28 protein-coding genes are annotated in these 26439 nt (G+C 63.7%); 14 read left to right on the top strand and 14 right to left on the bottom strand.

What is annotated here, in order from left to right; all coding sequences use genetic code 11:
* Window positions 1-173: 173 nt before the first annotated feature.
* Complete coding sequence (locus BRAD3257_RS15245; RefSeq protein ID WP_162500217.1) at window positions 174-980, top strand: Crp/Fnr family transcriptional regulator; 807 nt, start codon at window positions 174-176, stop codon at window positions 978-980.
* Between the two features lie 10 nt (window positions 981-990).
* Here BRAD3257_RS15245 and BRAD3257_RS15240 read toward each other — a convergent pair whose 3' ends face one another.
* Window positions 991-1632: a glutathione S-transferase family protein gene (locus tag BRAD3257_RS15240; RefSeq protein ID WP_122402502.1), complete on the bottom strand. Its 642-nt coding sequence runs from the start codon at window positions 1630-1632 to the stop codon at window positions 991-993.
* Between the two features lie 173 nt (window positions 1633-1805).
* Between BRAD3257_RS15240 and murI the strand changes: the two genes are divergently transcribed.
* The 5 genes from murI to BRAD3257_RS15215 all read left to right on the top strand — a co-directional run bounded on the left by murI (window position 1806) and on the right by BRAD3257_RS15215 (window position 6422).
* A complete protein-coding gene (gene murI / locus BRAD3257_RS15235; protein WP_122402501.1) occupies window positions 1806-2603 on the top strand; it encodes a glutamate racemase in 798 nt (265 codons plus the stop codon).
* 75 nt (window positions 2604-2678) lie between these two features.
* Window positions 2679-3452, top strand: a complete 774-nt coding sequence (locus tag BRAD3257_RS15230) for an HpcH/HpaI aldolase family protein (RefSeq protein ID WP_122402500.1) — start codon at window positions 2679-2681, stop codon at window positions 3450-3452.
* 229 nt (window positions 3453-3681) lie between these two features.
* A complete protein-coding gene (locus BRAD3257_RS15225) occupies window positions 3682-4449 on the top strand; it encodes an acyltransferase (RefSeq protein WP_122402499.1) in 768 nt (255 codons plus the stop codon).
* Window positions 4450-4648: 199 nt separating this feature from the next.
* Complete coding sequence (gene rpsD / locus BRAD3257_RS15220; protein ID WP_122402498.1) at window positions 4649-5266, top strand: 30S ribosomal protein S4; 618 nt, start codon at window positions 4649-4651, stop codon at window positions 5264-5266.
* Between the two features lie 88 nt (window positions 5267-5354).
* On the top strand, window positions 5355-6422 hold the full coding sequence (locus BRAD3257_RS15215) for a threonine aldolase family protein (protein WP_122402497.1): 1068 nt from the start codon (window positions 5355-5357) through the stop codon (window positions 6420-6422).
* 122 nt (window positions 6423-6544) lie between these two features.
* On the opposite strand, the gene BRAD3257_RS15210 is transcribed toward BRAD3257_RS15215, so the two are convergent.
* The 4 genes from BRAD3257_RS15210 to grxD are packed head-to-tail and all read right to left on the bottom strand — an operon-like array spanning window position 6545 to window position 10023.
* Entirely contained in the window at window positions 6545-7807 is a 1263-nt protein-coding gene (locus BRAD3257_RS15210; RefSeq protein WP_162500216.1) for a serine hydrolase domain-containing protein, read from the bottom strand.
* A 1-nt stretch (window position 7808) separates the two neighbouring features.
* The gene (locus tag BRAD3257_RS15205) at window positions 7809-9095 is read right to left on the bottom strand and encodes a serine hydrolase domain-containing protein (RefSeq protein ID WP_162500215.1); all 1287 of its coding nucleotides are present in this window, start codon (window positions 9093-9095) and stop codon (window positions 7809-7811) included.
* 43 nt (window positions 9096-9138) lie between these two features.
* Window positions 9139-9693 carry an O-acetyl-ADP-ribose deacetylase gene (locus tag BRAD3257_RS15200; protein ID WP_122402494.1) on the bottom strand — a complete coding sequence of 185 codons (555 nt, stop codon included), beginning with the start codon at window positions 9691-9693 and terminating at the stop codon, window positions 9139-9141.
* A gap of 3 nt (window positions 9694-9696) precedes the next feature.
* The gene (gene grxD / locus BRAD3257_RS15195; RefSeq protein WP_122402493.1) at window positions 9697-10023 is read right to left on the bottom strand and encodes a Grx4 family monothiol glutaredoxin; all 327 of its coding nucleotides are present in this window, start codon (window positions 10021-10023) and stop codon (window positions 9697-9699) included.
* A gap of 237 nt (window positions 10024-10260) precedes the next feature.
* Here grxD and egtB point away from each other — a divergent pair, with 237 nt between their 5' ends.
* Complete coding sequence (gene egtB, locus BRAD3257_RS15190; protein WP_162500577.1) at window positions 10261-11559, top strand: ergothioneine biosynthesis protein EgtB; 1299 nt, start codon at window positions 10261-10263, stop codon at window positions 11557-11559.
* Between the two features lie 50 nt (window positions 11560-11609).
* Complete coding sequence (egtD, locus tag BRAD3257_RS15185) at window positions 11610-12581, top strand: L-histidine N(alpha)-methyltransferase (protein ID WP_162500214.1); 972 nt, start codon at window positions 11610-11612, stop codon at window positions 12579-12581.
* Between the two features lie 170 nt (window positions 12582-12751).
* Here egtD and BRAD3257_RS15180 read toward each other — a convergent pair whose 3' ends face one another.
* Together BRAD3257_RS15180 and BRAD3257_RS15175 are read right to left on the bottom strand one after the other, a co-directional pair.
* The gene (locus tag BRAD3257_RS15180) at window positions 12752-13945 is read right to left on the bottom strand and encodes a low temperature requirement protein A (RefSeq protein ID WP_162500213.1); all 1194 of its coding nucleotides are present in this window, start codon (window positions 13943-13945) and stop codon (window positions 12752-12754) included.
* A 24-nt stretch (window positions 13946-13969) separates the two neighbouring features.
* On the bottom strand, window positions 13970-14206 hold the full coding sequence (locus BRAD3257_RS15175; protein ID WP_027525381.1) for a BolA family protein: 237 nt from the start codon (window positions 14204-14206) through the stop codon (window positions 13970-13972).
* Window positions 14207-14390: 184 nt separating this feature from the next.
* Here BRAD3257_RS15175 and BRAD3257_RS15170 point away from each other — a divergent pair, with 184 nt between their 5' ends.
* On the top strand, window positions 14391-14750 hold the full coding sequence (locus tag BRAD3257_RS15170) for a DUF427 domain-containing protein (protein ID WP_122402490.1): 360 nt from the start codon (window positions 14391-14393) through the stop codon (window positions 14748-14750).
* Window positions 14751-14847: 97 nt separating this feature from the next.
* On the opposite strand, the gene BRAD3257_RS15165 is transcribed toward BRAD3257_RS15170, so the two are convergent.
* A complete protein-coding gene (locus tag BRAD3257_RS15165) occupies window positions 14848-15021 on the bottom strand; it encodes a DUF1328 domain-containing protein (RefSeq protein WP_007612121.1) in 174 nt (57 codons plus the stop codon).
* Window positions 15022-15198: 177 nt separating this feature from the next.
* Here BRAD3257_RS15165 and BRAD3257_RS15160 point away from each other — a divergent pair, with 177 nt between their 5' ends.
* Window positions 15199-16386, top strand: coding sequence for an acyltransferase family protein (locus BRAD3257_RS15160; RefSeq protein WP_122402489.1), 1188 nt, complete (start codon window positions 15199-15201; stop codon window positions 16384-16386).
* Between the two features lie 153 nt (window positions 16387-16539).
* Here the strand turns inward: BRAD3257_RS15160 and purL are convergent, their stop codons facing one another.
* On the bottom strand, window positions 16540-18750 hold the full coding sequence (gene purL, locus BRAD3257_RS15155; protein ID WP_122402488.1) for a phosphoribosylformylglycinamidine synthase subunit PurL: 2211 nt from the start codon (window positions 18748-18750) through the stop codon (window positions 16540-16542).
* Window positions 18751-18934: 184 nt separating this feature from the next.
* Between purL and BRAD3257_RS15150 the strand changes: the two genes are divergently transcribed.
* The gene (locus BRAD3257_RS15150; protein WP_162500212.1) at window positions 18935-19414 is read left to right on the top strand and encodes a PaaI family thioesterase; all 480 of its coding nucleotides are present in this window, start codon (window positions 18935-18937) and stop codon (window positions 19412-19414) included.
* A gap of 75 nt (window positions 19415-19489) precedes the next feature.
* Window positions 19490-20455 (top strand): DMT family transporter, encoded by a 966-nt coding sequence (locus BRAD3257_RS15145; protein WP_122402487.1) that lies wholly within the window; start codon window positions 19490-19492, stop codon window positions 20453-20455.
* Between the two features lie 197 nt (window positions 20456-20652).
* Here BRAD3257_RS15145 and BRAD3257_RS15140 read toward each other — a convergent pair whose 3' ends face one another.
* Complete coding sequence (locus BRAD3257_RS15140) at window positions 20653-21642, bottom strand: tripartite tricarboxylate transporter substrate binding protein BugD (RefSeq protein WP_122402486.1); 990 nt, start codon at window positions 21640-21642, stop codon at window positions 20653-20655.
* Window positions 21639-22340 (bottom strand): phosphoribosylformylglycinamidine synthase subunit PurQ, encoded by a 702-nt coding sequence (gene purQ, locus BRAD3257_RS15135; RefSeq protein WP_122402485.1) that lies wholly within the window; start codon window positions 22338-22340, stop codon window positions 21639-21641. Before purQ ends, BRAD3257_RS15140 begins: the two co-directional genes overlap by 4 nt.
* Before the next feature lie 165 nt (window positions 22341-22505).
* Here purQ and BRAD3257_RS15130 point away from each other — a divergent pair, with 165 nt between their 5' ends.
* Complete coding sequence (locus BRAD3257_RS15130) at window positions 22506-23522, top strand: magnesium and cobalt transport protein CorA (RefSeq protein ID WP_122402484.1); 1017 nt, start codon at window positions 22506-22508, stop codon at window positions 23520-23522.
* A 177-nt stretch (window positions 23523-23699) separates the two neighbouring features.
* On the opposite strand, the gene purS is transcribed toward BRAD3257_RS15130, so the two are convergent.
* Window positions 23700-23942, bottom strand: a complete 243-nt coding sequence (gene purS, locus BRAD3257_RS15125) for a phosphoribosylformylglycinamidine synthase subunit PurS (RefSeq protein WP_063682443.1) — start codon at window positions 23940-23942, stop codon at window positions 23700-23702.
* Window positions 23943-23955: 13 nt separating this feature from the next.
* Window positions 23956-24723 carry a phosphoribosylaminoimidazolesuccinocarboxamide synthase gene (gene purC, locus BRAD3257_RS15120; RefSeq protein WP_008974302.1) on the bottom strand — a complete coding sequence of 256 codons (768 nt, stop codon included), beginning with the start codon at window positions 24721-24723 and terminating at the stop codon, window positions 23956-23958.
* Window positions 24724-25043: 320 nt separating this feature from the next.
* On the opposite strand from purC, the gene BRAD3257_RS15115 reads away from it, so the two are divergent.
* Window positions 25044-25367, top strand: coding sequence for a DUF1476 domain-containing protein (locus BRAD3257_RS15115; protein ID WP_122402483.1), 324 nt, complete (start codon window positions 25044-25046; stop codon window positions 25365-25367).
* Between the two features lie 5 nt (window positions 25368-25372).
* Here the strand turns inward: BRAD3257_RS15115 and BRAD3257_RS15110 are convergent, their stop codons facing one another.
* Window positions 25373-26434: a LysR family transcriptional regulator gene (locus BRAD3257_RS15110; protein WP_244607961.1), complete on the bottom strand. Its 1062-nt coding sequence runs from the start codon at window positions 26432-26434 to the stop codon at window positions 25373-25375.
* Window positions 26435-26439: the final 5 nt, after the last annotated feature.

Below are 26439 nucleotides of genomic sequence, written 5' to 3'. Positions count from 1 at the left end.
CGGCAGCGCCGGTGGCCCGACGCGCAACCAACGGGCAATTGCCGAAACGCCCGATCAGGCTAGAATTTGCCTCTTGCGGCATGACGGCCGGAAGCGTCATTCAAGCGGTCGTCATTCGATTTCGGTTATACGAGTGCCGACCAGGACTGAAGGCCTTATGTGGGGTTAGTACCATGCCGTCCGGCAGCGCAGACGTTTCGTCGATCCTCGACCGCATTCTCGATGCGGCCACGGATAACCTCAGGATCGCGAAGATCCTGGTCCAGATGGGGCTCGATCCTAACAACGTCACCTATGATGCGATCTTCAATCGCCTGCTGGAGATCTTCGTCCACAACATCACGCTGGCCAATCTGTTCGCCGCGGTCGGTGCGGTCTTCTTCGTCGCCACGCTCCTGATGCGGACCATGGTGCCGCTGCGCGTCGCCAACATGGTCGGCTGTGCGTTCTTCGCCATGTTCGGCGCGCTCTCGGCCAACGTCTCGACGTTCCTGCTCTATCTCTTGCTGCTCCCGATCAACGCTCTTCGCCTGAGGCAGATGCTCAAGCTGGTCAAGAAGGCGCGCCATGCCGCCGAGGGCGACATGTCGATCGAGTGGCTCAAGCCGTTCATGACCGAACGCAAATACCGCTGCGGCGATACGCTGTTCAAACTGGGCGACCCGGCCAAGGAGATGCTGCTCACGGTGACCGGCAAATTCCTGGTCAAGGAGATCAACGTCGAGATCCTGCCGGGCGCGCTGATGGGCGAGCTCGGCTTCCTGACGCCGGACAACCGGCGCACCGGTACGATCGAATGCATCGAGGATGGCCAGGTGCTGACGATCACCTATGACAGGCTGCTCGAGATCTACTTCCAGGATCCGCAGTTCGGCTATTACTTCCTGGTGCTGACCAGCCAGCGCCTGCTGCAAAACATCGATCGCCTGCAGAAGCAGCTGGCAGCGGAGCGCGCGGCCACCGCGAACAGGATTGCGTGATCGCTGCTGCTCAGCTCAAGAGCAGCGCCATGCCGGGATCGCCCTTCTCCATCGCGCGGCGGTATGCCGGGCGGGCGCCGATGCGGCTGAGATATTTGACCACATTCGGACAGCGCGCGAGATCATAGGGCTGGAAATAGCGCATCGTGGTCAGCGAGAACACCGTCATGATGTCGGCCGTGGTGAAGGCGCTGCCCGCCAGATATTCGGACTCGCGAAGCCGTGCGTTGAGAAGATCGTAGGCACGGTCGAGGCGTCCCTTCATCGCGAGCAGGGTCGGGTTGTCCTTGGCGAGATCGAGCCGGCTTAGGATCATCATCCGCCCCATGCCGGGCTGCAAGGTGCCGTTCGCGAAATGAAGCCAATACAGAAACTGCGCGAAGGAGGGATCATCGGGACCGAGCACGAGCCGGCGGTTGCCGTATTTTGCAACGATGTAGTCGACGACGGCGCCGGATTCCGCAAGCACCAGTTCGCCGTCGGTGATGACCGGCGCCGTGCCGGCCGGATGCAGCGCCTTGTACTCCGACGGCGCCAGCATGGTCGTCTCATCGCGCGTGTAGCGCTTCATCTCATAAGGAATTTCGAGCTCCTCGCAGAGCCAGACAATGCGTTCGGATTGCGATTTACCGAGATGGTGGACTGTGAGCATGTTGCTTCCCCGCGGGATTGCCTGCCGGCGAGACGCCGTCTTGTTCCGCGGCTTGGGTGAGGTGTCAACCTGCGAGCGGATGCCCCCTTGCCGCTTTGACCCGTGATGCCAGCCTCGCGCCGCAAAATCGCCCTAAAAACCGAATGGTAACCATGGCGGGCTAGGGTAATGACGTGACCAATTCTCCGACCATCCTGGTGTTCGATTCCGGCCTTGGCGGGCTGACGGTGCTGCGTGAGGTCGTGGCGGCGCGCTCCGACGCGCATTACGTCTACGTCGCCGACGACGCCTTTTTTCCCTATGGCCACCACAGCGAAGACGAGATCATCGCCCGCGTCGTACCGCTGATGGGGGAGCTGATCGGCACCCATGATCCAGACCTCGTCGTCATCGCCTGCAACACGGCGTCCACCCTGGTCCTGTCTCACTTGCGCGCGGCTTATTCCCTGCCCTTCGTCGGCACGGTGCCGGCGATCAAGCCGGCCTGCGCGCAGTCCAGGACCCGCCGCGTCTCGGTGCTCGGCACCAAGGGCACGGTGAAACGCGAATACACCAAGGCACTGATCCGCGATTTCGCGCAAGGATGCGAGGTGACGCTGGTCGGCTCGCCCGAGCTGGCCTCGCTCGCCGAGGCCGCGCTTGGCGGCACCCCGATCAGCGACGGTGCCATCCTCGCCGAGCTCGCCCCCTGCTTCGTCGGCGATGCCGAGGACGCCGGCGCGCGCACCGACACCGTGGTGCTCGCCTGCACGCATTATCCGCTGCTGCTCGATCGGCTGAAGAGGCTGGCACCCTGGCCGGTCGACTGGATCGATCCGGCGCCCGCGATCGCCCGCCGCGTATCCGACCTGCTCGGTACTCCCAGCTGCGGCATCGCGCAGTCCGGCGCCGAGATGATTTTTACCTCGAACCGCGTGCATGGCCTCAGCGCCACGCTGACGCCGTTCTTCGGCGGACGCGCGGTCGCCTGACCTTGTGCTCCGGTTAACCTTGCGCCCCGGCGGCGCGCTGCTAGGCTCCGTCGTCATCTCTGCGCAGGTCATCACATGTCGGTCCCCGCAAAGCCGCTCAATCGCCTCCGCCAAATGTGGAGCGAGGGCCGTCCCGCCTTCGGCGCGATCGCGACCATCCCGAGCGTGCAGATGGTGCAGATCATGGCGCGCTCGCTCGACTGGATCATCGTCGATCTCGAACATGGCCCGATCGGGCTCACCGAAGCGCATGCGATGATCGCGGCGACGACGGGCACGCCATGCACGCCGTTGGTACGGATCGCCGCGAACGAGCCGTGGCTCGCGAAAGCTCCGATGGACATCGGCGCGTTCGGCATCAACTTCCCGATGATCACCAACCGCGCCGAAGCCGAGAAGGCGGTACGCAGCGTACGCTACCCGCCACGCGGCGACCGGCTCTGGGGGCCCTTCCACGCACCGTTCCGCTGGGGCCAGTCGATGCCGGATTACATGGCCAGCGCCGACGACGAGATGATCTGCATGGTCACGATCGAGCATGTCGAGGCCGTCAACCGCATCGACGAGATCATGGCGACACCCGGCATCGACGTCGCCGTGATCGGCCCCGGCGATCTCGCCACCTCCATCAACAAGCGCGGCCAGATGGACGATCCGGAATTGCTGGAGCTGGTCGCGCGCGCCGAGGCCGGCATCCTCCGAAGCGGCGTGCCGATCGGCGGCGTGGCGCGTACCGCCGACCAGGCCAATGCCCTGATCGACCGTGGCTACCGCGCGATCGCGCTCGGCTTCGACTGGTCACTGTTCCAGCGCGGCATCATGGCGGCTTTCGATGGGATCAGGCGCTGAACAAGCCGATTGACGCATTGCCGGGACCTGCTGCGCCGCCGGGATCGCCCAATCAAGAGCTAAATCATTGACATCGTTTATTTTTACGCCGTCATCAAGACCAGACTGGCGATGTCCTGATGCGGCGAACCGACCGGCCCCAAGCGGGTTGGTTCGTGCTAGAGCGAGCGGGCGGGCCCCCCGCTCGCCGCACATATTTTGATCTTTAATCCCTGGGAACCGGAGACCAATGCGCGGGACGCCCAAGACTATTTCACCGTGGCGCCGTCTGATCTGCGACCTCATGCATGCATCGATGGGCGTGCCCTTCGTTTCGCTATCCCGTTCGCTCTATATCCGTCCTGTGCTGGAGGCGCGCGCAAGCGCAACGTCGCCCGCCGGGTGGGCCGCGATATTCGTCAAGGCTTTCGCCCTGGTTGCACGGGACGAACCGATCCTGCGCACCGTTTACACCAAATGGCCTTGGCCAGCCCTCTACGAGCTGCCGAAGAGCGTGGCGACGGTCGCGATCGCTCGGATCGAGAATGGCGAGGAATGCGTGCTGCCTCAGCGAATCGCCGCTCCTGAGGCCCTTTCGCTGGCAGCGGTCGATGCGGAAATCCGACGCGGCAAGACAGCCCCGGTCGCTGATGTCCCGATGTTCCGCAAGATCATGCGGGCCACCCGCCTGCCGCTGCCGCTGCGGCGCCTGTCCTGGGCCATCGGCCTGAATTTCGGCCGCCAGCGCGGCAACTGGTTCGGTAGCTTCGCGGTGAGCTCGGTGGCCGCCTATGGCGGCGGCGAGCTCCACCCCATCACACCGGGCCCCTTTATCGTCAGCTATGGGCTCGTCGAGCCGGATCAGACGATCCATGTCGTGATCCGCTGGGACCACCGGGTCACCGACGCCGCCCCGATCGCGAGGGTCCTGACCCGGCTGGAACAGGTCCTGAACACTGAAATCGCTGCCGAATTGCAGGCAGCCGTCCCCAAGCCCGTCTGGGCGGTGAGGGGCTGATTCCGGGGCCGATCGCATTGACAGCCAGCCCCAAACTCTCCTAAAAGCCGCCTGCTCGCGGGCCGATTTCGGCCCGCGAAGCGTTTCGCGACCCGTGGTCAAATCCCTTAAGCTTTGGGGATCGGACCTGTCGGTGCCGGGATCATCCCGTCACACAGGAGGGCGCGTTTCCTCAAACCATGCAACCGAAGAGGACGCGATGACTAAGCGCAGTGAGGCGAAGTACAAGATCGATCGCCGTATGGGCCAGAACATCTGGGGCCGCCCGAAGAGCCCCGTGAACCGCCGCGAGTACGGCCCCGGCCAGCACGGTCAGCGTCGCAAGGGCAAGCTCTCCGACTTCGGTGTGCAGCTCCGCGCCAAGCAGAAGCTGAAGGGCTATTACGCCAACATCAGCGAGCGCCAGTTCCATGGCATCTATGTCGAGGCGAGCCGCCTCAAGGGCGACACCGGCGAGAACCTGATCGGCCTGCTCGAGCGCCGTCTCGACGCGGTCGTGTACCGCGCCAAGTTCGTCTCGACGATCTTCGCCGCCCGCCAGTTCATCAACCACGGCCACGTCAAGGTGAACGGCCGCAAGGTCAACATCTCGAGCTATCAGCTCAAGGTCGGCGACGTGGTCGAGGTCAAGGAATCCTCCAAGCAGCTCGCGCATGTGCTCGAAGCCAGCCAGCTTCCCGAGCGCGAAGTCCCCGACTATCTCGAAGTCGACCACGGCAAGATGACCGCGAAGTACACCCGCATCCCCGGCCTCTCCGACGTGCCGTTCCCGGTGCAGATGGAGCCGCATCTGGTCGTCGAATTCTATTCGCGCTAAGAACTGAATATCGAAAGGCCCCGGTTCGCCGGGGCCTTTTTACTTAAGAGCCACACTTCAGTGGCCGTCCTGCTTCAGGAGGCGTTACATGCTCTACACCCCTCCCCCTCTCGATCCCAAGGCGCCGCCGGTGCGCATCAATCTGCTCTCGGACACGCAGACCAAGCCGACGGCGGCGATGCGCGAGGCGATGGCGCGCGCCGAGGTCGGCGACGAGCAGGTCGGCGACGATCCGACCGTGAACGCGCTGTGCGAGCGCGTTGCGGATCTGCTCGGCAAGGAAGCTGCCGTCTACATGCCCTCGGGCACGATGTGCAACGTCACCGCGACGCTGGTGCATTGCCGCCCCGGCGACGAGATCCTCGCGCACGAAACCGCGCACATCATCGCACGCGAAGGCGGCGCGCATGCTGCGATCGGCGGCTTCCAGGTCACCCAGCTCAAGGGCCCCGATGGCCAGTTCACGCCGGAGACTCTTCGCAAGGCGCTGCACCCGCGCACGCGTTACCAGCCGCCACAGACCGTCGTCAGCGTCGAGCAGACCGCCAATATCGGCGGCGGCACGATCTGGAAGAAGGCGGTGCTCGACGAGATCGTCGCGATCGCGAAGCAGCACGGCCTCGTCACTCACATGGACGGCGCGCGCCTGCTCAATGCGACCGTCGCGAGCGGCATCTCCCCGCGCGACATGACCGCGGGATGGGATTCGGCCTGGATCGATTTCTCGAAGGGCCTGGGTGCGCCGATCGGCGGCGTACTCGCGGGCTCGCGCGCCTTCATCGACGCGGTGTGGCAATGGAAGCAGCGCCTCGGCGGCTCGATGCGGCAGGCCGGTGTCTGCGCGGCAGCCTGCATCTACGCGCTTGATCATCACGTCGAACGCCTGGCCGACGACCACGCCAATGCACGCGCGCTCGCCCGCGGACTATCGCAGATCGCCGGAATCGAGGTGCAGGAGCCCGAGACCAATCTCGTCTTCTTCAAACCGGACGGCGCCGGCATTCCCGGCGACAAAATGGTCTCAGCCCTGCGCCAGCGCGGCGTCACGCTGGCGATGATGGACGGCCGCATTCGGGCGTGCACCCATCTGGATGTCGATGCGAGCCAGATCGAAGAGACGATCGGATACGTGCGAGAAATCGTGCGGGGAGCGTAGGTCCCGTAGCCGAGGTGAGCTCCCGTCACCCGGAGGAGCGCAGCGTAATCCGGGATAGTCTTTCATCGGTGAGAACCCCGGATTGCGCTGCCGCTCCATCCGGGCTTCCGGAGGCGACCGCTTCACCGTCCCATCGCCTGATAAATCAGCGTCTTTAGGTCGAGTTGAATTCGGCCACGCTGCGAGGGCGTCTGCACCATGAAGATCCCGAACAGATCGTCTTCGGGATCGATGAAGAAGAACGTGCCGCCGACGCCGTCCCAGCGGTATTCGCCCAGTGGCCATGACGTTCCCGACGGCACAGAGGTGCGCACCGCGAAGCCAAGGCCGAAGCCGGAACTGCCGCCCGGATAATAGTTCTGGTCGCGTGCGATTCCAGTCTCCGGGCCGATATGGTCCGACGCCATCAGCGCAACCGTCTCGGCTTTGAGATAGCGCCTGCCGTCAATGGTGCCGCCATTCAGCAGCATCTGCGCGAAGCGGGCGTAGTCGCCCACCGTGCCGACCATGCCGGCTCCGCCTGATTCCCATTTCACCGGTTTCCTGATGTCGCGGATTTCGGTCGTCGGGCTGATCCTGCGGTCCTCCGGCATCGGTTCGGCGATACGTGCAAACTTGGCGGGATCGGCAACGTAGAACGCAGTCTCGCTCATGCCGAGCGGATCGAGCAGCCGCTCCTTCTCGAACTGGAGCAGCGTCTTGCCCGAGATCACCTCGACGACGCGGCCGAGCACATCGGTGGCAAAGCCGTAATCCCACACCGTGCCTGGCTGCTCGGCGAGCGGCAGCGTGGCGATCTTCGCGACGAAGTCGGTGTTGGAAAGATCGCTGTTGAAGAGGTCGGCCGCGGCAAAGAGCTCGCGCACCGGCCCACCGCCGTAAAAGCCGTAAGGCAGCCCCGCGGTGTGGCGCAAAAGGTCCTTGATCGTGACTGGGCGTTCCTGCGGCGCGAGCGTCAGCGAAACCTTGCCGTCCCCTGCTTTCGTCTCGATGCCCACCTTCATGCCGGCAAAGGCCGGAATGTATTTGGACACGGGATCGTCGAGCGAAAGCCTGCCCTCTTCGACCAGCATCATCGCCACGACTGATGTGATCGGCTTCGACATCGAATAGAGACGGAAGATCGTATCCGCGCCCATCGATATCTCGGTGGCCACGTCGCGAACGCCGAAATTCTCGTAATAGACCGGCTTGCCGTGTTGCTGGAGCAGCAGGATGGCACCGGGGATCTTGCCGGTCGCGACCTCGCTCCGGATGTAGTCGGAAACCTTCGCCAATCCTTCCGTGGAGAGTGTGCGGACTGCGCGTCGCTCGGAGCCGGCCTGCGCACCGACGACCCAGACGAGAACAACGAGCGCCGCGATGAACCCGCGGCGCGCGCGCATGTCATTTCTCCATGGCTTCATAAACCAACTGCTTCAATGTTCGCTGCACGCGCTGGCGCTCGGTCGGGGTCTGCTCCAGCAGCACGAAGAACATGTCCTGTTTGGGGTCGATCACGAAATAGCAGCCGGAGGCGCCATCCCATTTCAGCTCGCCGAGATCGCCGGGCGGCGGCGGCTTGGCGTTGCCGGGATCGGTGCGCACCGCGAGCCCGAGGCCGAAACCAAAACCGTCGCCGGGGAAGTAGAAATAATCACGATCGACGCCGGAGCCGGGGCCGACTTGATCGGTCACCATCAGCTTGAACGTCTCGGGCTTGAGAATGGTCTTGCCCTCGAGAGTGCCGCCATTGAGCAGCATCTGCGCAAAGCGCCGATAGTCCGCCATGGTCGTCACCATGCCGCCGCTGGCGAACTGGATTTTCTTGCTCACCGTCGGGTCGTTGATCCGGCCGACGCGGAAATCGGCGTCGTTCGGCAACGGCTGCGCCAGAAGCTTCTGCTTCTCGGGGTCCGTGACGAAAAAGCCGGTATCGACCATGCCGAGAGGATCGAGCAGCTTCTCGCGCATGATGTCGATCAGCGGCTTGCCGGCGGCGACCTCCATCACACGTGCCAGCACATCGGTGGAGTGGCCGTATTGCCAGAGCGCGCCCGGCTGGTTGTGCAGCGGCAGCTTGGCGATGCGTTCGGCGAACTCGGCAAGATCGAAATCGCCGGCATAGATGTTGGCCTCGCGATAGGCCTTGCGGACCAGGCTGTCGCCGTAGAAGCCGTAGGTGATGCCCGAGGTGTGCGTCATCAGATCGTGCACGGTCATCGCCCGCTTTGGCGGCACCAGCTCCAGCGACTTGACGCCGTCTTCGGCCTTCTTCTCGACACCGACCTTCACATTGGCGAAGGACGGAATGTATTTCGAGACGGGATCATCCAGCTTGATCTTGCCGTCCTCGATCAATTGCATCGCGACCACCGAGGTGATCGCCTTGGTCATCGAGAACAGGCGGAAGATCGTCTTGTCCGTGATCGGGGCCTTGCTGACCACGTCCTGGACGCCGAAGACTTCGTGATAGACCGGCTTGCCATGCTGCTGGATCAGCACGTTTGCACCGGCGATCTTGCCGGTCGCGACCTCGTTCTTGAAGAACTCGGTGATCCTGCCGAGCTTCTCCTGATTGAAATGCGCGCCGGCCGGAATCTCGTAGGTGCCCTCCGCCCGCGCCATCGAGATCGCGCCAAGCGACACCAGCGCGCCGCAGGCTAGCGCGCGCAGTCCAGATCGTGAAATCATACGCCCTCCCCGGAACATGATCCGGCGGAGTGTACCGGCCAGCTCAATCGGCACAAGGTCCGCTGTGTCGCGCAAGCGCATCAGCATGGAGCTTGGCGCTCGGTTCGGAGAAGCAGCAGAACACCACGCAAGCGACAGTTGGCGCTAAAGCGAGCCCTTCGATCGTCGTGCGCACGGCGATATCGGCCGCCCGGGCGGCAGGGAAGCGATAGATGCCGGTCGAGATCGCGGGGAAGGCCACCGAGGTCAGCTTGTGCTTGCCGCACAGCTCCATCGACCGTCGATAGCAAGAGGCAAGCAGGTCGTCCTCGCCCTGGGTGCCTCCGTTCCAGACCGGCCCGACGGTGTGGATCACATGGGCGGCCTTGAGTCGGTACCCCTTGGTGATCTTGGCGTCGCCGGTCTTGCAGCCGTGGAGCATGCGGCATTCAACGAGAAGCTGGGGCCCGGCCGCCCGATGGATCGCACCATCGACGCCGCCCCCGCCGAGGAGTGACCTGTTTGCGGCGTTGACGATGGCGTCAACGCCGAGTGTCGTGATGTCAGCAACGATAACCTCAAGCTCGGCGCTGCCAATCCGGCGCGTCGGCAGGGTCACGTGTCAGGCCGCGACGGCGACGCCCTTTTCGGAGAAGAGCTGCTGCAACTCGCCGGCCTGGAACATCTCGCGGACGATGTCGCAACCGCCGATGAATTCGCCCTTCACGTAGAGCTGCGGGATGGTCGGCCAGTTCGAGTATTCCTTGATACCGTTGCGCAACTCGGCGGATTCCAGGACGTTGAGGCCCTTATAGCCGACACCGATATGGTCGAGGATCTGGACGACCTGGCCGGAGAAACCGCACTGCGGAAATTGCGGCGTACCCTTCATGAAAAGAACCACGTCGTTCGACTTCACTTCATTGTCGATGAATTCCGCGATGCTCATATCCGTGTCCTTCTGGGGCAGAGCCCTCACCAATTGCTTCGGGCCGGCTCAGCCGTTTTAACCCGATACCTGCCATATATGTAGCCCAAACCGTTGTGCATCCAAAGTAAAATGGCGGCGACGGGCCCCTGGCGGCGGTGCAGCGCCCAACAGGTCCATAGGCTGATGACATCAATATCATCGCCGGAGAGGACTTTCATACCGTAACGGAGCCCCTATTTAGGACGAACCTTGGTTTTGGAACCGGGCAACGCCAACGACGTTCTCTTGTCCTGTCTGGAGAAAAACGTGACGAAACCAGCCTCCGCTACGGCCGCCCCCCCGCTTTCGTCACGGTCCTCGGACCCGGGCAACCTCGCCCAGCGGCTTGGGGACGCCTTTCTCGCCGTCCGCAATGAGACCGAAAGGCGGGCAGCGCCGCTGTCGCCGGAGGACCAGCAGATCCAGTCCATGCCCGATGCCAGCCCCACCAAATGGCACCGGGCCCATACCACCTGGTTCTGGGAGCAATTCCTGCTCGGCGAGCACGCCGTGGGCTACCGGCCCTTCCACCCCGATTTCGCGTTCCTGTTCAATTCCTATTACGTCAGCGCCGGCCCGCGACATGCCCGCAATCATCGCGGCGACATCACCCGTCCCAGCGCGGACGAGGTCGGCGCCTACCGCAGATATGTCGATGCTGCCGTCGTCAAATTCTTCCGCGAAGCGAGCGCGGACAAGCTCCGGGCCTTGGCGCCTCTGGTCGAGGTCGGACTCAACCACGAGCAGCAGCATCAAGAATTGATGCTCACCGACATCCTGCATGCCTTTGCGCAGAACCCGATCTACCCGTCCTATGACCCGGACTGGCGCTTCCCGGCCGCAACGCGCAGCGGCGATGACTGGCTGACGCTCAACGAAGGCATACACACCGTCGGCCATGTCGACGACGGCTTCCATTTCGACAATGAGAAGCCGGCGCACCGCGCCCTCGTCGGTCCGGTCAAGATCGCCCGCAATCTGGTCACCAATGCCGAGTGGCTCGACTTCATGCAGGATGGCGGCTACCGGACCGCAACCCTCTGGCTGATGGACGGCTTTGCCGCGGCCAGCAAGGAAGACTGGCAGGCCCCGGGCTACTGGCGCGAAGTCGATGGTGCATGGCAGGTGATGACGCTCGCGGGCCTCAAGCCGGTCGATCCCGACGCGCCGGTCTGCCATGTCAGCTACTATGAGGCCGACGCGTTCGCGCGCTGGTCCGGCAAACACCTGCCGACCGAGATGGAATGGGAGGTCGCGGCCCGCGCTGGCCAGCTCAACGACGCCTTCGGCATCGTCTGGCAATGGACCCGCAGTTCTTACTCACCCTACCCCGGCTACCGCGCCGTCGAAGGCGCGCTCGGCGAGTACAACGGCAAGTTCATGGTCAACCAGCTGGTGCTGCGCGGCTCCTCGCTTGCAACTCCGCAAGGCCACAGCCGTATCACCTATCGTAATTTCTTCTATCCGCACCACCGCTGGCAGTTCAGCGGAGTGCGGCTCGCCTATTACGACTAGTTCTCATCCGACGACAAATGCGCGCCGGACAGCGCGTTCAGGAGAGCATCATGAATGTGCACGCCAGCGCTCTGGCCGAGGCCCATCTCCCCGACGAGCAGACCACTGCCTTTGCCCGCGAGGCCATCGAGGACCTCTCGCGCCAGCCGAAAAAACTGTCGCCGAAATATTTCTACGACGCGACGGGATCGGAATTGTTCGAGGCGATCACGCACCTGCCGGAATATTACCCGACGCGCACCGAGCTATCGATCCTGAAGGAGCGCGGCAGCGAGATCGCAAAAATCATTCCGGAGCACGCGGCACTGGTCGAGTTCGGCGCGGGTGCAACAACGAAGGTCCGCCTGCTGCTGGGTCAGTGCAAATTCGCAGCCTACGTGCCCGTCGACATCTCGGGCGACTTCCTGGCGGCGCAGGCGAACGGGCTGAAGCGGGATTTTCCCTCACTCGGCATCTATCCAGTGGCCGCCGACTTCACCGCGCCATTCGAGTTGCCCAAGCAGGTCGCGTCCATGCTGAAGGTCGGCTTCTTCCCGGGCTCCACCATCGGCAATTTCGAGCCGCAGGAAGCGCAGGCCTTCCTGAAGAGCGCCCGCGAGATCCTCGGCCCGGGCGCGCAGATGATCATCGGCGCCGATCTCGAGAAGAACGAGCGCGTGCTGCACGACGCCTACAACGATTCCGCCGGCGTCACCGCGCGCTTCAACCTCAATGTGCTGGTGCGCATCAACCGTGAGCTCGGCGGCAATTTCGATCTCTCCGCCTTCACTCATCGCGCGATCTACAATCGCGAGCGGCACCGCATCGAGATGCACCTGATCAGCAGGAAGAGCCAGACCGTGCGCCTGCTCGGCACCAGCTTCTCGTTCCGCCCCGGCGAGAGCATCCACACCGAGAACAGCTACAAATACAGCCTCGAGCGCTTCGCCGCGCTGGCGCAGGGCGCGGGTTGGCGCGTGCGCGAAAGCTGGACGGATGCAGCCAAAATGTTCTCGGTGCACGCGCTGGAAGTCGCTGAGTGAGCGCTCCGAGACATCCTTCGAGACGCCCGCGCTTGGCGGGCTCCTCAGGATGAGGACGGAGTGCGCGGCAGCAGTATCAAGGAGCACCACGTCCCGTTAGCCTCGCCCTGAGGAGACCGCTCCGCGGTCGTCTCGAAGGACGAGGCGCTTGCTCAGAGGCCGCTCAAGAGTCAATGCTCCTCGGCCCCTTCCGCCACCGACCCCAGTGACACCGACTCCCACACCGCCACGACGATCATGATCACGGTCGTTGCGACCGACAGCCAGAGCGGCGACAGATCGGCGGCGAACCACCACAGCGCCAGCAGCAGGATGATGCCGATGCCGTGCGAGAGCTGCAGGAAGCCGCGGATCGTGTGCTTGAACAGGATGGTGCCGACCAGGAACACCAGCGGGCCGCCGATCGTGCTCACGACCGTGCGGATGTCGGAATGGCCGGTCGGATGCTTCAGCACGAGCTCGTCCGAGACCGCGGTCAGGATGATGCCGGCGACGATCGGCATGTGCAGATAGGTGTAGGCGAGCCGCGCCAGGCGGCCGGATTCGGCTGACTTGGAGATCCGCTCGGAGCCCGCCTCCGCGCCCTTGTGGAAATAGATCCACCACATCGCGATGGCGCCGACCAGCGCCGCGACGAAAGCGAGAATATTGCCCGCGGTCCACTCCAGTTCAGCGAAGGTCGCGCCGTTGACGACGATGGCTTCACCGAGCGCGATGATGACGAACAGCGCGCAGCGCTCGGCCATGTGGCCGCCTTCGACGGCCCACGCCTCGACCGAGGAGAATCCAAGCTTCGGGACCCAGAAGCGTGCCGCCGGCGAGATGTATTCCCAGGTCACCGCCGCGATCCACAGCCATAGCCGCGTGTCGCCCTCGGACAGACCGCCTGCGATCCACAGCACCGCTGAGATCGACAGCCAGGTCAGGATGCGGATCGCGTTGTGCCGCACGGCCGTTCGATGCCGCGGCGTTGCGAACAGCCAGAACGCGGTACGTCCGACCTGCATGGTCGCATAGGCAATGGCAAACCACAGGCCGCGCCCCTCGAAGGCGGTCGGGATCGTCGTCGACAGCACGAGACCACCCAGCATCATCGCAAAGAGCAGGAGGCGGACCGGCGTCAGCTCGGGATTGAGCCAGTTGGTGACCCAGGCGGTGTAGACCCACACCCACCACACCGCGAGAAAGAGCACCACGACATGCACCGCGCCGAGCGGCGTGAAATGGTGCAGCAACGTGTGCGAGATTTGCGTGACGGCAAAGACGAAGACGAGGTCGAAGAACAGCTCGACAAAGGTGACGCGGCTGTGCTGGTTCGGCACGATGACGCGAAACATCGCGCCGCGCGGGTTGTCCGCAGCCATCATCGTCCCCGTGGCGCGATCAGGTCAGCTGCCGGGTACACCGGTTTGCAGCGCCAGCGCGTGCAGGACGCCGCCCATCTGGCCGCGCAGGGACTGGTAGACGATCTGGTGCTGCTGGACGCGCGACTTGCCGCGGAAGGATTCCGAGATCACGGTCGCGGCATAGTGATCGCCGTCGCCGGCGAGGTCACGGATGGTCACCTCGGCATCGGGGATCGCTGCCTTGATCATCGCCTCGATATCGTGGGCGTCCATGGGCATTCGGGTCTTGCTCCTTCTGGTCTAAGCGTTCGAATCACGGCCAGTGGTCCCCTCGCCGGCAGGCTCAAACTTAGCGTGAACGGCCTTCTAGGTCACGTCTTCCGACACTATATCCGTGATCCCACCAGGAGAAAGGCACGACAAAGTGCCGTGCGCGGCAGATTGATCGAAAAGGCGTGAAATCATGAAGCTTCCAGGGCCCGACCACCCCATCACCATCACCCCAAATCCCCGGCGCGTCCGCGTCACGGCGGGTGACATCGTGATCGCCGAGACCAGCAAGGCGCTGACCCTAAAGGAGGCCAAATATCCGGCGGTGCAATATGTGCCGCGAGAGGACACCAACATGGCCCTGCTGGAGCGTACCGACCGCATCACCCACTGCCCGTACAAGGGCGACGCGAACTATTACAGCGTCAAGGCCGACGGCAAGACGTTGGACAACGCGATCTGGACCTACGAGACGCCCTTCCCCGCGATGACCGAGATTTCCGGCCATCTCGCCTTCTATCCGGACAAGGTGAAGATCGAGGAAGTGGGGTAGTTCTGGTGATGGTCATTCCGGGCGGTCCGCAGGACCGAACCCGGAAACTCGAGATTCCGGGTTCGATGCTTCGCATCGCCCCGGAATGACGACGGCGCTACGCCCTGAAGATCGTGAGCCCCAGGATCAGCAACACCAGGAAGATCACGACGAAGACGTAGAACAGGAAGCGGGCGATGTCGGCGGAGGCGGCCGAGATGCCGGTAAAGCCGAGCACGCCGGCCACGATCGAGACAAGTAGGAAGATCAGCGCCCATTTCAGGATGGTCATCACCAGCTCCGAACTGCCGCTTTCTTGCGGCCCTCGCCGTTTTCGGCGGATGCTAACTTCGCTGCGCGGAACTGGTTCCTAGAGGTCGTCGGGGCTGACCCTTCCAAATAAACTGTCCTTGCTGAATCGAGTTCCCGGCGGCACAGTCCAGCCGGGATCAGGATCGGGGCGGCCACGATGACGATGTCACATTCAGCGACGATCGGCGCAGAGGTGCATGCCGCGCCGAAGAGCAAGGCGCGCAATTTGGCGATTGATCGCGCCCGCACCTTCCTGACTCTGGTGGTGCTGCTGCATCACGCGGTGATCCCCTATACTTATTTCGGTCATACCGATCCGAAGTATTTCTTCGGCTTCGACATGATCGTGCTCGCCACCGACAGTTTCTTCATGGCGATGTTCTTCTTCCTGTCGGGACTGTTCGCCTGGTCTGGCATCGCCCGGAAGGGAGCGCGGAGCTATTTGGCAGATCGCCTGCTGCGGCTTGGCTTACCCTTCGCGGTCTGTGCCCTTACGGTCATTCCGCTCGCCTACTACGCGATCTCCCTGCGGCAGCATCCCGAGATCGGCTTTTCGGAATTCTGGTGGAATATGGTCACGAAGGGCCCGTGGCCGAGCGGGCCGATTTGGTTCCTTTGGGTCTTGTTCGCCTTCGACCTGGTTGCCTGCCTGCTGCACCGGCTGTCACCCAATCTGCTCGATCCGATCAATCGCCTTTCGCTACATGGTCGCCGTCGTCCCGCCGTGTTCTTCGCGGTCATGCTAGCCGTCACCGCGGCGTTCTACATTCCCGGGCGGGTTCACTTCGGACCAAGCAGTTGGTTCGAGTTCGGGCCATTCTCGGTCCAGCACGGGCGCGTGATGCTCTACGCGACCTACTTCTTTTTCGGTGCCGGCATCGGCGTTGCGCAAATGGATCGCGGGCTGCTCGCTGTCGACGGCCGCATGGCAAAGGTCAGTTGGGACTGGATGGTACTGGCGATCGTTCCGTATTGCCTGTTGTGGGGGCTGATCTTCATCAAGCGCGAAATACTGGGCAACCCGTCGCCGTTACCGGACTGGTATGAAGCGCTCTATGCCATCTGCTTCACTGTCTTCAGCGTGGCCATCATGTTTCTGATCCTGGCCTTTTTCCAGAGGTTCAAGCAATCAGGCTCAGCCAGGCTGCTCGATCCAATGCAGGGCGACGCGTTCGGCATGTTCCTGGTGCACTATCCGATCGCACTGTGGCTGCAATACTGGCTGTTCGACTATGACCTGCCGGCGATCGTCAAGGCCACGATCGGGTTTGTACTGACTGTCGCGGCGAGCTGGGCGCTGACGCGAGCGTTGCGGCAGATCCCGGGCGCGTCGCAGGTGTTGTGAGGCCAGGCCTCTCCACTCGTCGTTGCGAGGAGCCCTTGCGACGAATCCAGACTGCCGCCGAGGAGACAGCCTGGATTGCTTCGCAAAGCCTGTCATCGGGCCGCGCTTCGCGCGGACCCGTTGGCTCGCAATGACGGAGGTCGTGGCAGCGCCTCACGCCGCCTTTCCGCCCATATACTCCGGCAGCCAACGCTCGAACGAGGCCCGCAGCACGTCGATCGCAACAGGCGCCTCGCCTGCGATCGCAATCGCATCGCCGCCGGTGGTGCCGATCCGCACGCACGGCACCTCGCAGCCGCGCATCTTGGCGAGCACGCGGCCGGCTTCCGTTTCCGGAACGGTGACGAGATAGCGCGCCTGGTCCTCGCCGAACCAATAGGCTTGCGGCACCAGCGCACTCGGCGCCGCCAGCAGTTTGGCGCCGATGCCGCTCGCCATCGCCATCTCGGCGAGCGCGATCAGCAGACCGCCGTCGGAGAGGTCGTGCACGGCGGTCGCGGTGCCCGCATGGATCATGCCGCGCACGCAATCGCCGTTGCGTTTTTCGGCGGCGAGATCGACCGGCGGCGGCGCGCCCTCCTCGCGGCCGCAGATGTCGCGCAGGTAAACCGACTGGCCGAGCCAGCCATGGGTCTCACCGACCAGCAGGATCGCCTCGCCTTCGGCCTTGAAGGCGAGCGAAGCAGACTTGGTGAAATCGTCGAGCAGACCAACGCCGCCGATCGAGGGCGTCGGCAGGATCGCGCGGCCATTGGTCTCGTTGTAGAGCGAGACGTTTCCGGACACGACCGGGAAATCGAGCGTGCGGCAGGCTTCCGAGATGCCCTTCAGACAGCCGACGAACTGGCCCATGATCTCGGGCCTCTCAGGATTGCCGAAGTTGAGATTGTCGGTGATCGCGAGCGGCTTGCCGCCGACCGCGGTGATGTTGCGCCAGGCTTCGGCGACGGCCTGCTTGCCGCCCTCGAACGGATCGGCCTCGCAATAGCGCGGCGTGACGTCGACGGTCAGCGCGAGGCCCTTCGGCCCGTCCTGTACGCGCACGACGGCGGCATCGCCGCCGGGGCGCTGCATGGTGTTGCCGAGGATGACGTGGTCGTACTGCTCCCAGACCCAGCGCTTGGAGCACATGTCGGGCGTGCCGATCAGCTTCTCGAGCGCGGCACCAAGCGTCATCGGTGTCGGCACGTCGCGGGCATGCACGATCGGCAGCGCGGCGGAGGGGACATGCGGCCGGTCATAGACCGGAGCCTCGTCGCCGAGCTCCTTGATGGGCAGGTCGGCCATGACGTCGCCGCCATGCTTGACCACGAAGCGCTTGCTCGGCGTGGTGTAGCCGACCACCGCGAAATCGAGGCCCCACTTGGTGAAGATCGCCTCGGCTTCCTTCTCCTTCTCGGGCTTGAGCACCATGAGCATGCGCTCCTGGCTCTCCGAGAGCATCATCTCGTAGGCGCTCATGCCGGTCTCGCGGGTCGGCACCGCATCGAGATCGAGGTCGACGCCGAGATCGCCCTTGGCGCCCATCTCCACCGCCGAGCAGGTCAGGCCCGCTGCGCCCATGTCCTGGATCGCGATGACGCAGCCCTTCTCCATGATCTCGAGACAGGCCTCGAGCAGCAGCTTCTCGGCGAAGGGATCGCCGACCTGCACGGTCGGGCGCTTCTCCTCGGACTTGTCGTCGAACTCGGCCGAGGCCATCGAGGCGCCATGGATGCCGTCGCGGCCGGTCTTGGAGCCGAGATAGACGATCGGCATGTTCACGCCTGAGGCGGCCGCATAGAAAATCTTGTCGGCGTCGGCGAGGCCGACAGCCATGGCATTGACCAGGATGTTGCCGTCGTAGCGGGTGTGAAAGCGCACCTGGCCACCCACGGTCGGCACGCCGAAGGAATTGCCGTAGCCGCCGACGCCCGCCACGACGCCGGAGACGAGATGCCGCGTCTTCGGGTGCTCGGGTGCGCCGAAGCTGAGCGCATTGAGGCAGGCAATGGGGCGCGCGCCCATGGTGAAGACGTCGCGCAGGATGCCGCCGACACCGGTGGTCGCACCCTGATAGGGCTCGATGTAGCTCGGGTGGTTATGGCTCTCCATCTTGAAGACCACGGCCTGACCATCGCCGATGTCGATCACGCCGGCGTTCTCGCCGGGGCCCTGGATCACCCAAGGCGCTTTGGTCGGCAGGCCGCGCAAATGGATGCGCGAGGACTTGTACGAGCAGTGCTCGTTCCACATCGCCGAGAAGATGCCGAGCTCGGTGAAGGTCGGCTCCCGCCCGATCAGCTTCAGGATGCGCTCATACTCGTCGGGCTTGAGCCCGTGGGCGGCAACCAGTTCGGGGGTGATCTTGGGTTCATTCTTCATGGATTCGAGGCTTTCGGCGGCGGTTGGCCGTTCTTAGGAACATCGGGGGCTCACGAAAAGCCCTTTATGACGCATTTTCCCGCTGTCCCACGTTTTGCGCCGGGGGCCCCGCGGGAACGGGAATTGCACGGCGCGAACGGATCGGATTTAAGGGCTAAAGACCCGCAATTGAAGGCCTATTTCCTTGCACGAATTGACCAAAGCGCCCCCGCCCCGCCGCCCCGACCTCCATGTCGCGACAGAGGGGGAATTCAAGGGCTGGCGGACCTGGATTCGCGACAGTTTTGAGTCCCATGTCGGACCCTTCTGGCACCGGATCGAGCCGGACGGCAGCGTCCGCTGCGCCTTCCGGGTCGAGAAGAAGCACCTCAATGGCTCCGGCAACGTCCATGGCGGCTGCTACATGGCCTTTGCGGACTATTCCTTGTTTGCGATCGCCACCCACGTCCTGGATGGACGGGCCGTGACAACCAATTTTGCCTGTGAATTTCTCGACGCGGCCCGGGAGGGTGAGCTGGTCGAATGCACCGGCGAGGTCAGCCGGGCCGGCGGTTCGCTGATTTTTCTGCGTGGCAGGATGATGTCCGGCGACAGGCAGCTGTTCACCTTTTCCGGCACGATCAAGCGGGTGAAGCGGAAGGCGCAACCTCAGCCAAACGCATAGCTCGGCACCTTCCTTTTTGCCGCCCCCTCGCCCACAGTTGCCCTAAGCGCTTTCGCGCCGGGGAGCAGAGATAAGGTGCCGCAGAGCACATCCGAGGCGAGTCGCATGACGGCGTCCGGATCAGCGCCGTTGCCGTCGATCGCCGCCACCGGCGCGCGCAACTGGCGCGACTATGCACTGCTGCTCGCGCTGGCCTGCTGCTGGAGCTCGACCTATCCGCTGGCCAAGCTGGCGTTGGATACGATCCCACCCATCACCTTCATCTCGGCACGCTCGCTGATCGCGGCCGCCTTCCTGTTCGCCATCCTGTGGATGCGCGGGGTCAGGATCCCGACCGACGCGAAGGCCTGGAAGCTGTTCGCGACCCAGCAATTGATCAACTCGACCTTCCCGTTCCTGATCATCACCTGGTCGCAGCAATATGTGCCGGCCTCGAATACGGTGGTGCTGGCCTCGACGACGCCGATCTTCGCCTTCCTGATCACCTCCCTGATCACGCGGCACGAGCCGGCGACGCTGTTGAAGCTCGTTGGCGCGATCCTCGGCCTCGCCGGCACCCTCGCCCTTGTCGGCCTCGATGCGCTGCGCGGCTTCGGTAGCGAGATCGTGGCAGAGATCGCAATCCTCCTCGCCACCGTCTCCTTTGCCTGCGCGACCATCTTCGGCCTCAGGCTGTCCGAGTACGACCCGATGGTGGTTGCGGCCGGCTCCCTGCTGTTCGGCGGCCTCGTGCTGCTGCCTCCCTCGCTGATCATCGACCAGCCCTGGACTTTGCATCCGACGCCGACGGCCATCATCGCCACCATCGTCATGGGCATCGTGTCGAGCGCGCTAGGCCTGATGCTGTTCTACGTCTGCCTCGGCCGGCTCGGCACGCTGACCACCAACGCGCAAGGCTATTTGCGCATCCCGATCGGCGTCGGCCTCTCCGTGCTGCTGCTCGGCGAGAGCGTGCCGTCGAACCTGGCGCTGGGGTTGTTGTTGGTCATGGCTGGCGTTGCGGCCATGACAGTGCCGGCGGAGAAGCTGAAGCTGCGGTAGTGGAATGAGATTTGGTTGCATCGATGCGAGCAGATAGCTCGGTTCACCTCTCCCCGCCGGGGAGAGGCGAGGAACCCGCTCCACTCACCACGAAATCGGCTTCTCCGCGATCGATAGCCATTCGGCTGGGCCTTGCGCAGATATGGCGTGCGGCGCATCTGGATCAGCAGCTCGTTGAAGACGACGTCCAAACACAGCTATTGCTTGGCGTCGTCCGCCAGCATCTTCCGGTACTTCTCGACGTCGCGCGTGACGAGCTGCTGCAGCAACTCCGGCGTATGCTCGTTGTCGTCAGGTGCGACAGTCGACAGATCGGCAAATCGCTTCTTCACCGCGTCGGTTTCCACAGCCGTGCGCGCCGCGGCATTCAGCTTGGCGATCACGGCCGGCGGCGTGCCCTTGGGCGCGAACAGGCCGTTCCAGCCCTGTGCCTCGAACTCGGGCAGGCCCGCTTCCGCCGAGGTCGGCAGCTCCGGCAACGTGGCGAGGCGAACGGTCGAGCCGACCACCAGCCCCTTCACCAACTTCTCGTTGATCGCCTGCGAGACCGAGGCGGCCGCATCGCAGACGCCGTCGATCTGGCTGCCGACGGCATCGGTGAGTGCGGGCGCGGCGCCGCGATACCCGACCAGCGTCGCGTCGATCCCGGCGGCGCTGACGAAGCTCTTGCAGATCAGATAGTTGGAGGAGCCGACGCCGGCATGGCCGAGATTGATCTTGTCGGGATTGGCCTTGGCGTAGGCGATGAACTCGTTGAGGTCCTTTGCCGGAAAGTCCTTGCGCAGCGCGATGATGCCGAAGGTCTTCGCCACCATGGCGATCGGAACGAAGGATTCCGGCGTGAACGGCAATTTTGGATAAATCGTATAGGTCGCCGCATTGGTGCCGGCGTTGCCGATCGCGATGGTATAGCCGTCGGGCTCGGCGCGGGAGGCACGCGCCAGTGCGGTCGAGCCGCCGGCACCTGCAACGTTCTCGATCACGATGGTCTGGCCGAGCGCAATGCCCATCTGCTCGGCGACCGCGCGCGCGATCACGTCCGAGGTGCCGCCGGCCGCGAACGGCACGATCATGGTGATCGGGCGCTTGGGATAATCCTGGGCGGATGCGCAAGTCGCGATCGAAAATGTCGCGAACGCCAGCATCGCGATCGCGGCGAGAGCACGCTTCACCACAAGCGAGATCACGCCGCTTTTTCCAGATGCTGGGCGAGGCCGGCGAACAGGCCGCGGCCATCAGTGCACCCCATGATGTCTTCGACGTGGTTCTCGGGATGCGGCATCATGCCGAGCACGTTGCCCTTGTCGTTGATGATGCCGGCGATGGAATGCGCCGCGCCGTTGATGTTGGCGGCCTCATCGACCACGCCATCGGCGGAGCAATAGCGATAGAGCACGCGCCCCTCGCCTTCGAGCCGCTTGATGGTCTCCTCGTCCGCCTCGTAATTGCCCTCGCCATGGGCGACCGGTACCCGGATCACCTGGCCGGCGTTGTAACCGCGGGTGAACGGGGTATCGGACCGCTCGACGCGCAGATGCACATCCCTGCAGATAAACTTCAGCCGCGCATTGCGCATCAGCACGCCCGGCAGAAGGCCGGATTCGCAGAGGATCTGGAAACCGTTGCAGACACCGAGCACGAGCCCGCCCTTGGCCGCATAGTCGCGCACCGCATCCATCACCGGCGCCCGCGCGGCGATAGCGCCGCAGCGCAGATAGTCGCCATAGGAGAAGCCGCCGGGCACGACCACGAGATCTGTGCCCGGCGGCAATGACGTCTCGGCGTGCCAGACCATCGCCGGCTCACTGCCGGAGATCAGCCTCAATGCGCGCGCCATGTCGCGCTCGCGGTTGATTCCGGGAAAGACGAGGATGGCGGCTTTCATGGCAGGGTTCCGATGGTGGTGGGAATCGGGCTGGCCAAAGGGCCAATTCGTGAAGAGACATAACCATTTGACGGGAATTTTACCAGTGCTAGCGTTGCGGAACGCCTTTGTACACAGGCCATAGCCGGTCGGATTTGGCCGCTCGAATTGCCCGGGATTGAAGTCATGAACGTCGCGTCGCTGTCCACATCCCGTTCCGAACCGGTGTCCACCGAGGGCGTCGTCGCCGCCGGCGCCTATGTCGATGGCCGCCGCATCGCCAACATCGCCATCAGCGAGGCCTCGAGCTGGCGGGCCAAGCCCGGCCACGTGGTCTGGATCGGGCTGCACGAGCCTGACATGGCGCTGCTCGGCGCGGTGCAGAAGCAGTTCGACCTGCACGAGCTCGCCATCGAGGACGCCAACCACGCCCATCAGCGGCCCAAGATCGAGCAATATGGTGAGGCGCTGTTCATCGTCGCGCGCACGGCGCAATTGATCGAGGGCCGGATCGCCTTCGGCGAGACCCACATCTTCGTCGGCGACGGCTATCTGGTCTCGGTGCGCCACGGCGCCTCGACCTCTTACGCGCCGGTGCGCGAACGCTGCGAGAGCTGCCCGCGCGCGCTCGCGCGCGGCGAGGACTACATCCTCTACGCCATCCTCGATTTCATCGTCGACAATTACTCGCCCGTGCTGGAAAGCATTCACGAGGAGATCGAGGAGATCGAGGACGACGTGCTCACGCATGCGATCACCAAGACCCAGATCGAGCGGCTCTACATGCTGCGGCGTGACCTGTTGCGGCTCCGCAACGCAATCGGGCCGCTGGTGGAGGTCTGCCGCCGTCTCGAGCACGATGAGCTGTCGATGGTGCGCGCGACGATGCAGCCCCTGTTCCGCGACGTCACCGACCATGTCCGCAACATCCAGGAGCGCATCGATTCCATGCGCGAGGTGCTGGCCTTCGCCTTCGAGGCGAGCCTGCTGGTCGGCCAGGCCCACGAGACCGCGGTGTCCAAGAAGCTCGCCTCCTGGCTCGCGATCACCGCCATCCCGACCGCACTCGCCGGCATTTACGGCATGAACTTCAAGCACATGCCGGAGCTGCAATGGGAGTACGGCTATTACATTCTGCTCGGCGTGATGCTGACGGCGTGCGGCGCGCTCTACTGGCGTTTTCGGCGCGCCGGATGGCTGTGAGCTGCGAAAGCCGCTCGGCAATAACTTCGTACCCCGGGTTGAGCGCAGCGCAATCCGGGCTACGACCAAGTCCGGCCTAAAGCATGATCCGGAAAAGTGCGAAGCGGTTTTCCGGAAAGATCATGCGTAAACAACAAGCTAAAGCGCGATGACGATTCATCCAAATCTCATCGCGCTTTAGCCGATCAGTTCGACCCGATAATTCTCGATCACGGTATTCGCCAGCAGCTTGTCGGCCGCTTCCTTCAGAGCCGCCTCCGCCTTGGCCTTGTCGGCGCCGGCGAGCTCGATGTCGAACACCTTGCCCTGGCGAACGCTGGCGACGCCGTCGACGCCGAGCGACTTCAGCGCGCCTTCGATGGCCTTGCCCTGCGGATCGAGGATGCCCGTCTTCAGGGTAACGGTAACACGTGCCTTCACGTCAAATCCTCTCTCAGCTCTTCACCAGCACCGGGCCGGAGCCCGCCGGACGCTCGTTCTCCATGAGGATGCCGAGACGTTTTGCAACTTCGGTATAGGCCTCGAGCAGGCCGCCGAGATCCCTGCGGAAACGGTCCTTGTCGAGCTTCTCGTTCGACTTGATGTCCCACAGACGGCAGCTATCCGGCGAGATCTCGTCGGCAACGATGATCCGCATCATCTCGTTCTCGAACAGGCGCCCGCACTCCATCTTGAAGTCGACGAGGCGGATGCCGATGCCGAGGAAGAGGCCGGTGAGGAAATCGTTGACGCGGATGGCGAGCGCCATGATGTCGTCGATTTCCTGCGGCGTCGCCCAGCCGAAGGCAGTGATGTGCTCTTCCGACACCATGGGGTCGTTGAGCTGGTCGTTCTTGTAGTAGAATTCGATGATCGAGCGCGGCAGCTGCGTGCCCTCCTCGATGCCGAGGCGCTGCGACAGCGAGCCGGCGGCAACGTTCCGCACCACCACCTCCAGCGGCACGATCTCGACCTCGCGAATCAACTGCTCGCGCATATTGAGACGGCGGATGAAATGGGTCGGCACCCCGATGTCATTGAGGTGCTGAAACAGGTACTCCGAGATCCGGTTGTTGAGGACACCCTTGCCCTCGATCACCTGATGCTTTTTGGCATTGAACGCGGTGGCGTCGTCCTTGAAGTGCTGGATCAGGGTACCGGGCTCCGGGCCTTCATAGAGAACCTTTGCCTTGCCTTCATAAATGCGACGCCGACGGCTCATGGGGATGTACCGTGTTTTGTTGAAATCCATGAATTTGGTGTGCTCCGGTTGACGAGGATTACGACCCACAGCGGAGCTGCCGTGAACGGCCGGGAACCCATTCATAACCCTTGGAAACAGAACGGGAACCAAACCTTTAGGCAACCTATCCGATTGGCTGTCCCAGCACAATCGATCCGGCCGTCCGGCACCAACTTATACCGTCTTGCCTGCGGCTTAACGGCTCGTTGTTTTGCCGATTCTTGCTCTCTATCTAGGCATGCAGCCGGGTCGCCGCAACGAGGGCCGCCGGGTCCAGTCAGTAGGGAATTGGAAAAGGCATGAGCGAGTTCGACAAACGCCAGGAAGGTTTCGAGAAGAAGTTCGCCCTGGACGAGGAGCAGAAATTCAAGGCGGAGGCCCGCCGCAACCGGCTGCTCGGCCTGTGGGCAGCCGAAGAGCTCGGCATCACCGGTGACGCCGCCACCGCCTATGCCAAGGAGGTGGTCGCGGCCGATTTCGAGGAGGCCGGCGATGCCGACGTCCTGCGCAAGATCACGGCCGATTTCGCCGCCAAGAACGTCGCCATCACCGAGCAGACGATTCGCGCCAAGATGAACGAGCTGCTCGCGGTGGCGGCCGCCGAGGTGAAGGCGGGGAAATAATCGATTCAGCCGACACGCCGGCGCGCAATGTCCTTGCGCGCCGGCGATTTCTTTCTGGGCCTGGCCGAGACATCCAGCCCGCCATAGGTGCGGCGGATGGTTTCGAGCAGGCGCTCTGCGGCAGCGCTCAGAAAGCCGCCGCGGCGTGTGACAAGGACGATGTCCTGGTCGGCGGCAAGGTCGCCCACGGCAATCGTCGCGATCGAGGCGGCACGCAGTTCCTCCGCCAAATGGCTTCGCGCCAACAGTGCAAGACCAAAGCCCGACTCCACCAGCCGCTTCTGCGCGGTCAGGCTGTCCACGGCCGTCCATTCCACGTCGCCGAGCCCTTGCGTGAGAAACAGCGCGAACACGTGCGCCGCGGCGACCTCGCGACGCCCGCGAGTCTCCGGGAATGCGATCCAGCGTTCGCCGCGAAGCTCGGCGAGGTGTTTCACGCGGCGCCCGGCCAGAGGATGATCGGGCGCACAGACCACCTGCAGCGCCTCACGCAGCACCAACTCGCAGTCGAGGTCGCCGGAGCGGTCGGTGTTGTAGCGCAGGCCGATCGTGGCTTCGCCGCGCCGGATGAGACCGCTGACCTCGGCGCTGGTCGCCGTCCGCAAGCTCAGTGTGACGGCCGGGTTCTCCCTGGCAAACCGCTTCATGATGGTCGAGAGGCGGCCGTCGGCAAGTGTGCCGGTCACGGCCAGCGAAACGGGCCCCGAATTCTGCTTGGTCAATGCGCGTACCGCCTGGTCGGCGTCCTGCGCGGCGGCAACCGCGCGTTCGGCATAGGGGATCAGCACGCGCCCGGCATCGCTGAGCCGGGTGCGGCCTGCCACCCGCTCGAACAGCGGCACGCCGAGCTCCTGCTCCAAGAGAGCGATACGGCGCGAAATCGCCGGCTGCGAGCGATGCAGGAATTTTGCGGCATTCGAGATCCCGCCCCTGCGATGAATGGTCAGAAAGGTGTTGAGGGCGTCGCTGTCCATCCCAACCTCATGCAAAAAGCTGATGATGCTGAAAAGAATAACAAATTTGGCGGATGACGAGAATGCGCCTAAGGCTGTCCAGACCGACAGCACGGAGG

This window comes from Bradyrhizobium vignae, assembly GCF_900324035.1.
GTDB lineage: Bacteria > Pseudomonadota > Alphaproteobacteria > Rhizobiales > Xanthobacteraceae > Bradyrhizobium > Bradyrhizobium vignae.
This window is presented reverse-complemented; position numbering and strand designations above follow the sequence as displayed.

Coding starts and splice junctions, on each gene's coding strand:
- BRAD3257_RS15205 (WP_162500215.1), bottom strand. CDS start 9,095: ATGATTTCACGATCTGGACTGCGCGCGCTAGCCTGCGGCGCGCTGGTG.
- purL (WP_122402488.1), bottom strand. CDS start 18,750: ATGAAGAATGAACCCAAGATCACCCCCGAACTGGTTGCCGCCCACGGG.
- BRAD3257_RS15240 (WP_122402502.1), bottom strand. CDS start 1,632: ATGCTCACAGTCCACCATCTCGGTAAATCGCAATCCGAACGCATTGTC.
- BRAD3257_RS15225 (WP_122402499.1), top strand. CDS start 3,682: ATGCGCGGGACGCCCAAGACTATTTCACCGTGGCGCCGTCTGATCTGC.
- BRAD3257_RS15210 (WP_162500216.1), bottom strand. CDS start 7,807: ATGCGCGCGCGCCGCGGGTTCATCGCGGCGCTCGTTGTTCTCGTCTGG.
- purC (WP_008974302.1), bottom strand. CDS start 24,723: ATGAGCCGTCGGCGTCGCATTTATGAAGGCAAGGCAAAGGTTCTCTAT.
- BRAD3257_RS15115 (WP_122402483.1), top strand. CDS start 25,044: ATGAGCGAGTTCGACAAACGCCAGGAAGGTTTCGAGAAGAAGTTCGCC.
- grxD (WP_122402493.1), bottom strand. CDS start 10,023: ATGAGCATCGCGGAATTCATCGACAATGAAGTGAAGTCGAACGACGTG.
- BRAD3257_RS15215 (WP_122402497.1), top strand. CDS start 5,355: ATGCTCTACACCCCTCCCCCTCTCGATCCCAAGGCGCCGCCGGTGCGC.
- BRAD3257_RS15175 (WP_027525381.1), bottom strand. CDS start 14,206: ATGCCCATGGACGCCCACGATATCGAGGCGATGATCAAGGCAGCGATC.
- BRAD3257_RS15165 (WP_007612121.1), bottom strand. CDS start 15,021: ATGACCATCCTGAAATGGGCGCTGATCTTCCTACTTGTCTCGATCGTG.
- BRAD3257_RS15230 (WP_122402500.1), top strand. CDS start 2,679: ATGTCGGTCCCCGCAAAGCCGCTCAATCGCCTCCGCCAAATGTGGAGC.
- BRAD3257_RS15170 (WP_122402490.1), top strand. CDS start 14,391: ATGAAGCTTCCAGGGCCCGACCACCCCATCACCATCACCCCAAATCCC.
- BRAD3257_RS15245 (WP_162500217.1), top strand. CDS start 174: ATGCCGTCCGGCAGCGCAGACGTTTCGTCGATCCTCGACCGCATTCTC.
- BRAD3257_RS15180 (WP_162500213.1), bottom strand. CDS start 13,945: ATGGCTGCGGACAACCCGCGCGGCGCGATGTTTCGCGTCATCGTGCCG.
- BRAD3257_RS15130 (WP_122402484.1), top strand. CDS start 22,506: ATGAACGTCGCGTCGCTGTCCACATCCCGTTCCGAACCGGTGTCCACC.
- egtD (WP_162500214.1), top strand. CDS start 11,610: ATGAATGTGCACGCCAGCGCTCTGGCCGAGGCCCATCTCCCCGACGAG.
- BRAD3257_RS15160 (WP_122402489.1), top strand. CDS start 15,199: ATGACGATGTCACATTCAGCGACGATCGGCGCAGAGGTGCATGCCGCG.
- purQ (WP_122402485.1), bottom strand. CDS start 22,340: ATGAAAGCCGCCATCCTCGTCTTTCCCGGAATCAACCGCGAGCGCGAC.
- rpsD (WP_122402498.1), top strand. CDS start 4,649: ATGACTAAGCGCAGTGAGGCGAAGTACAAGATCGATCGCCGTATGGGC.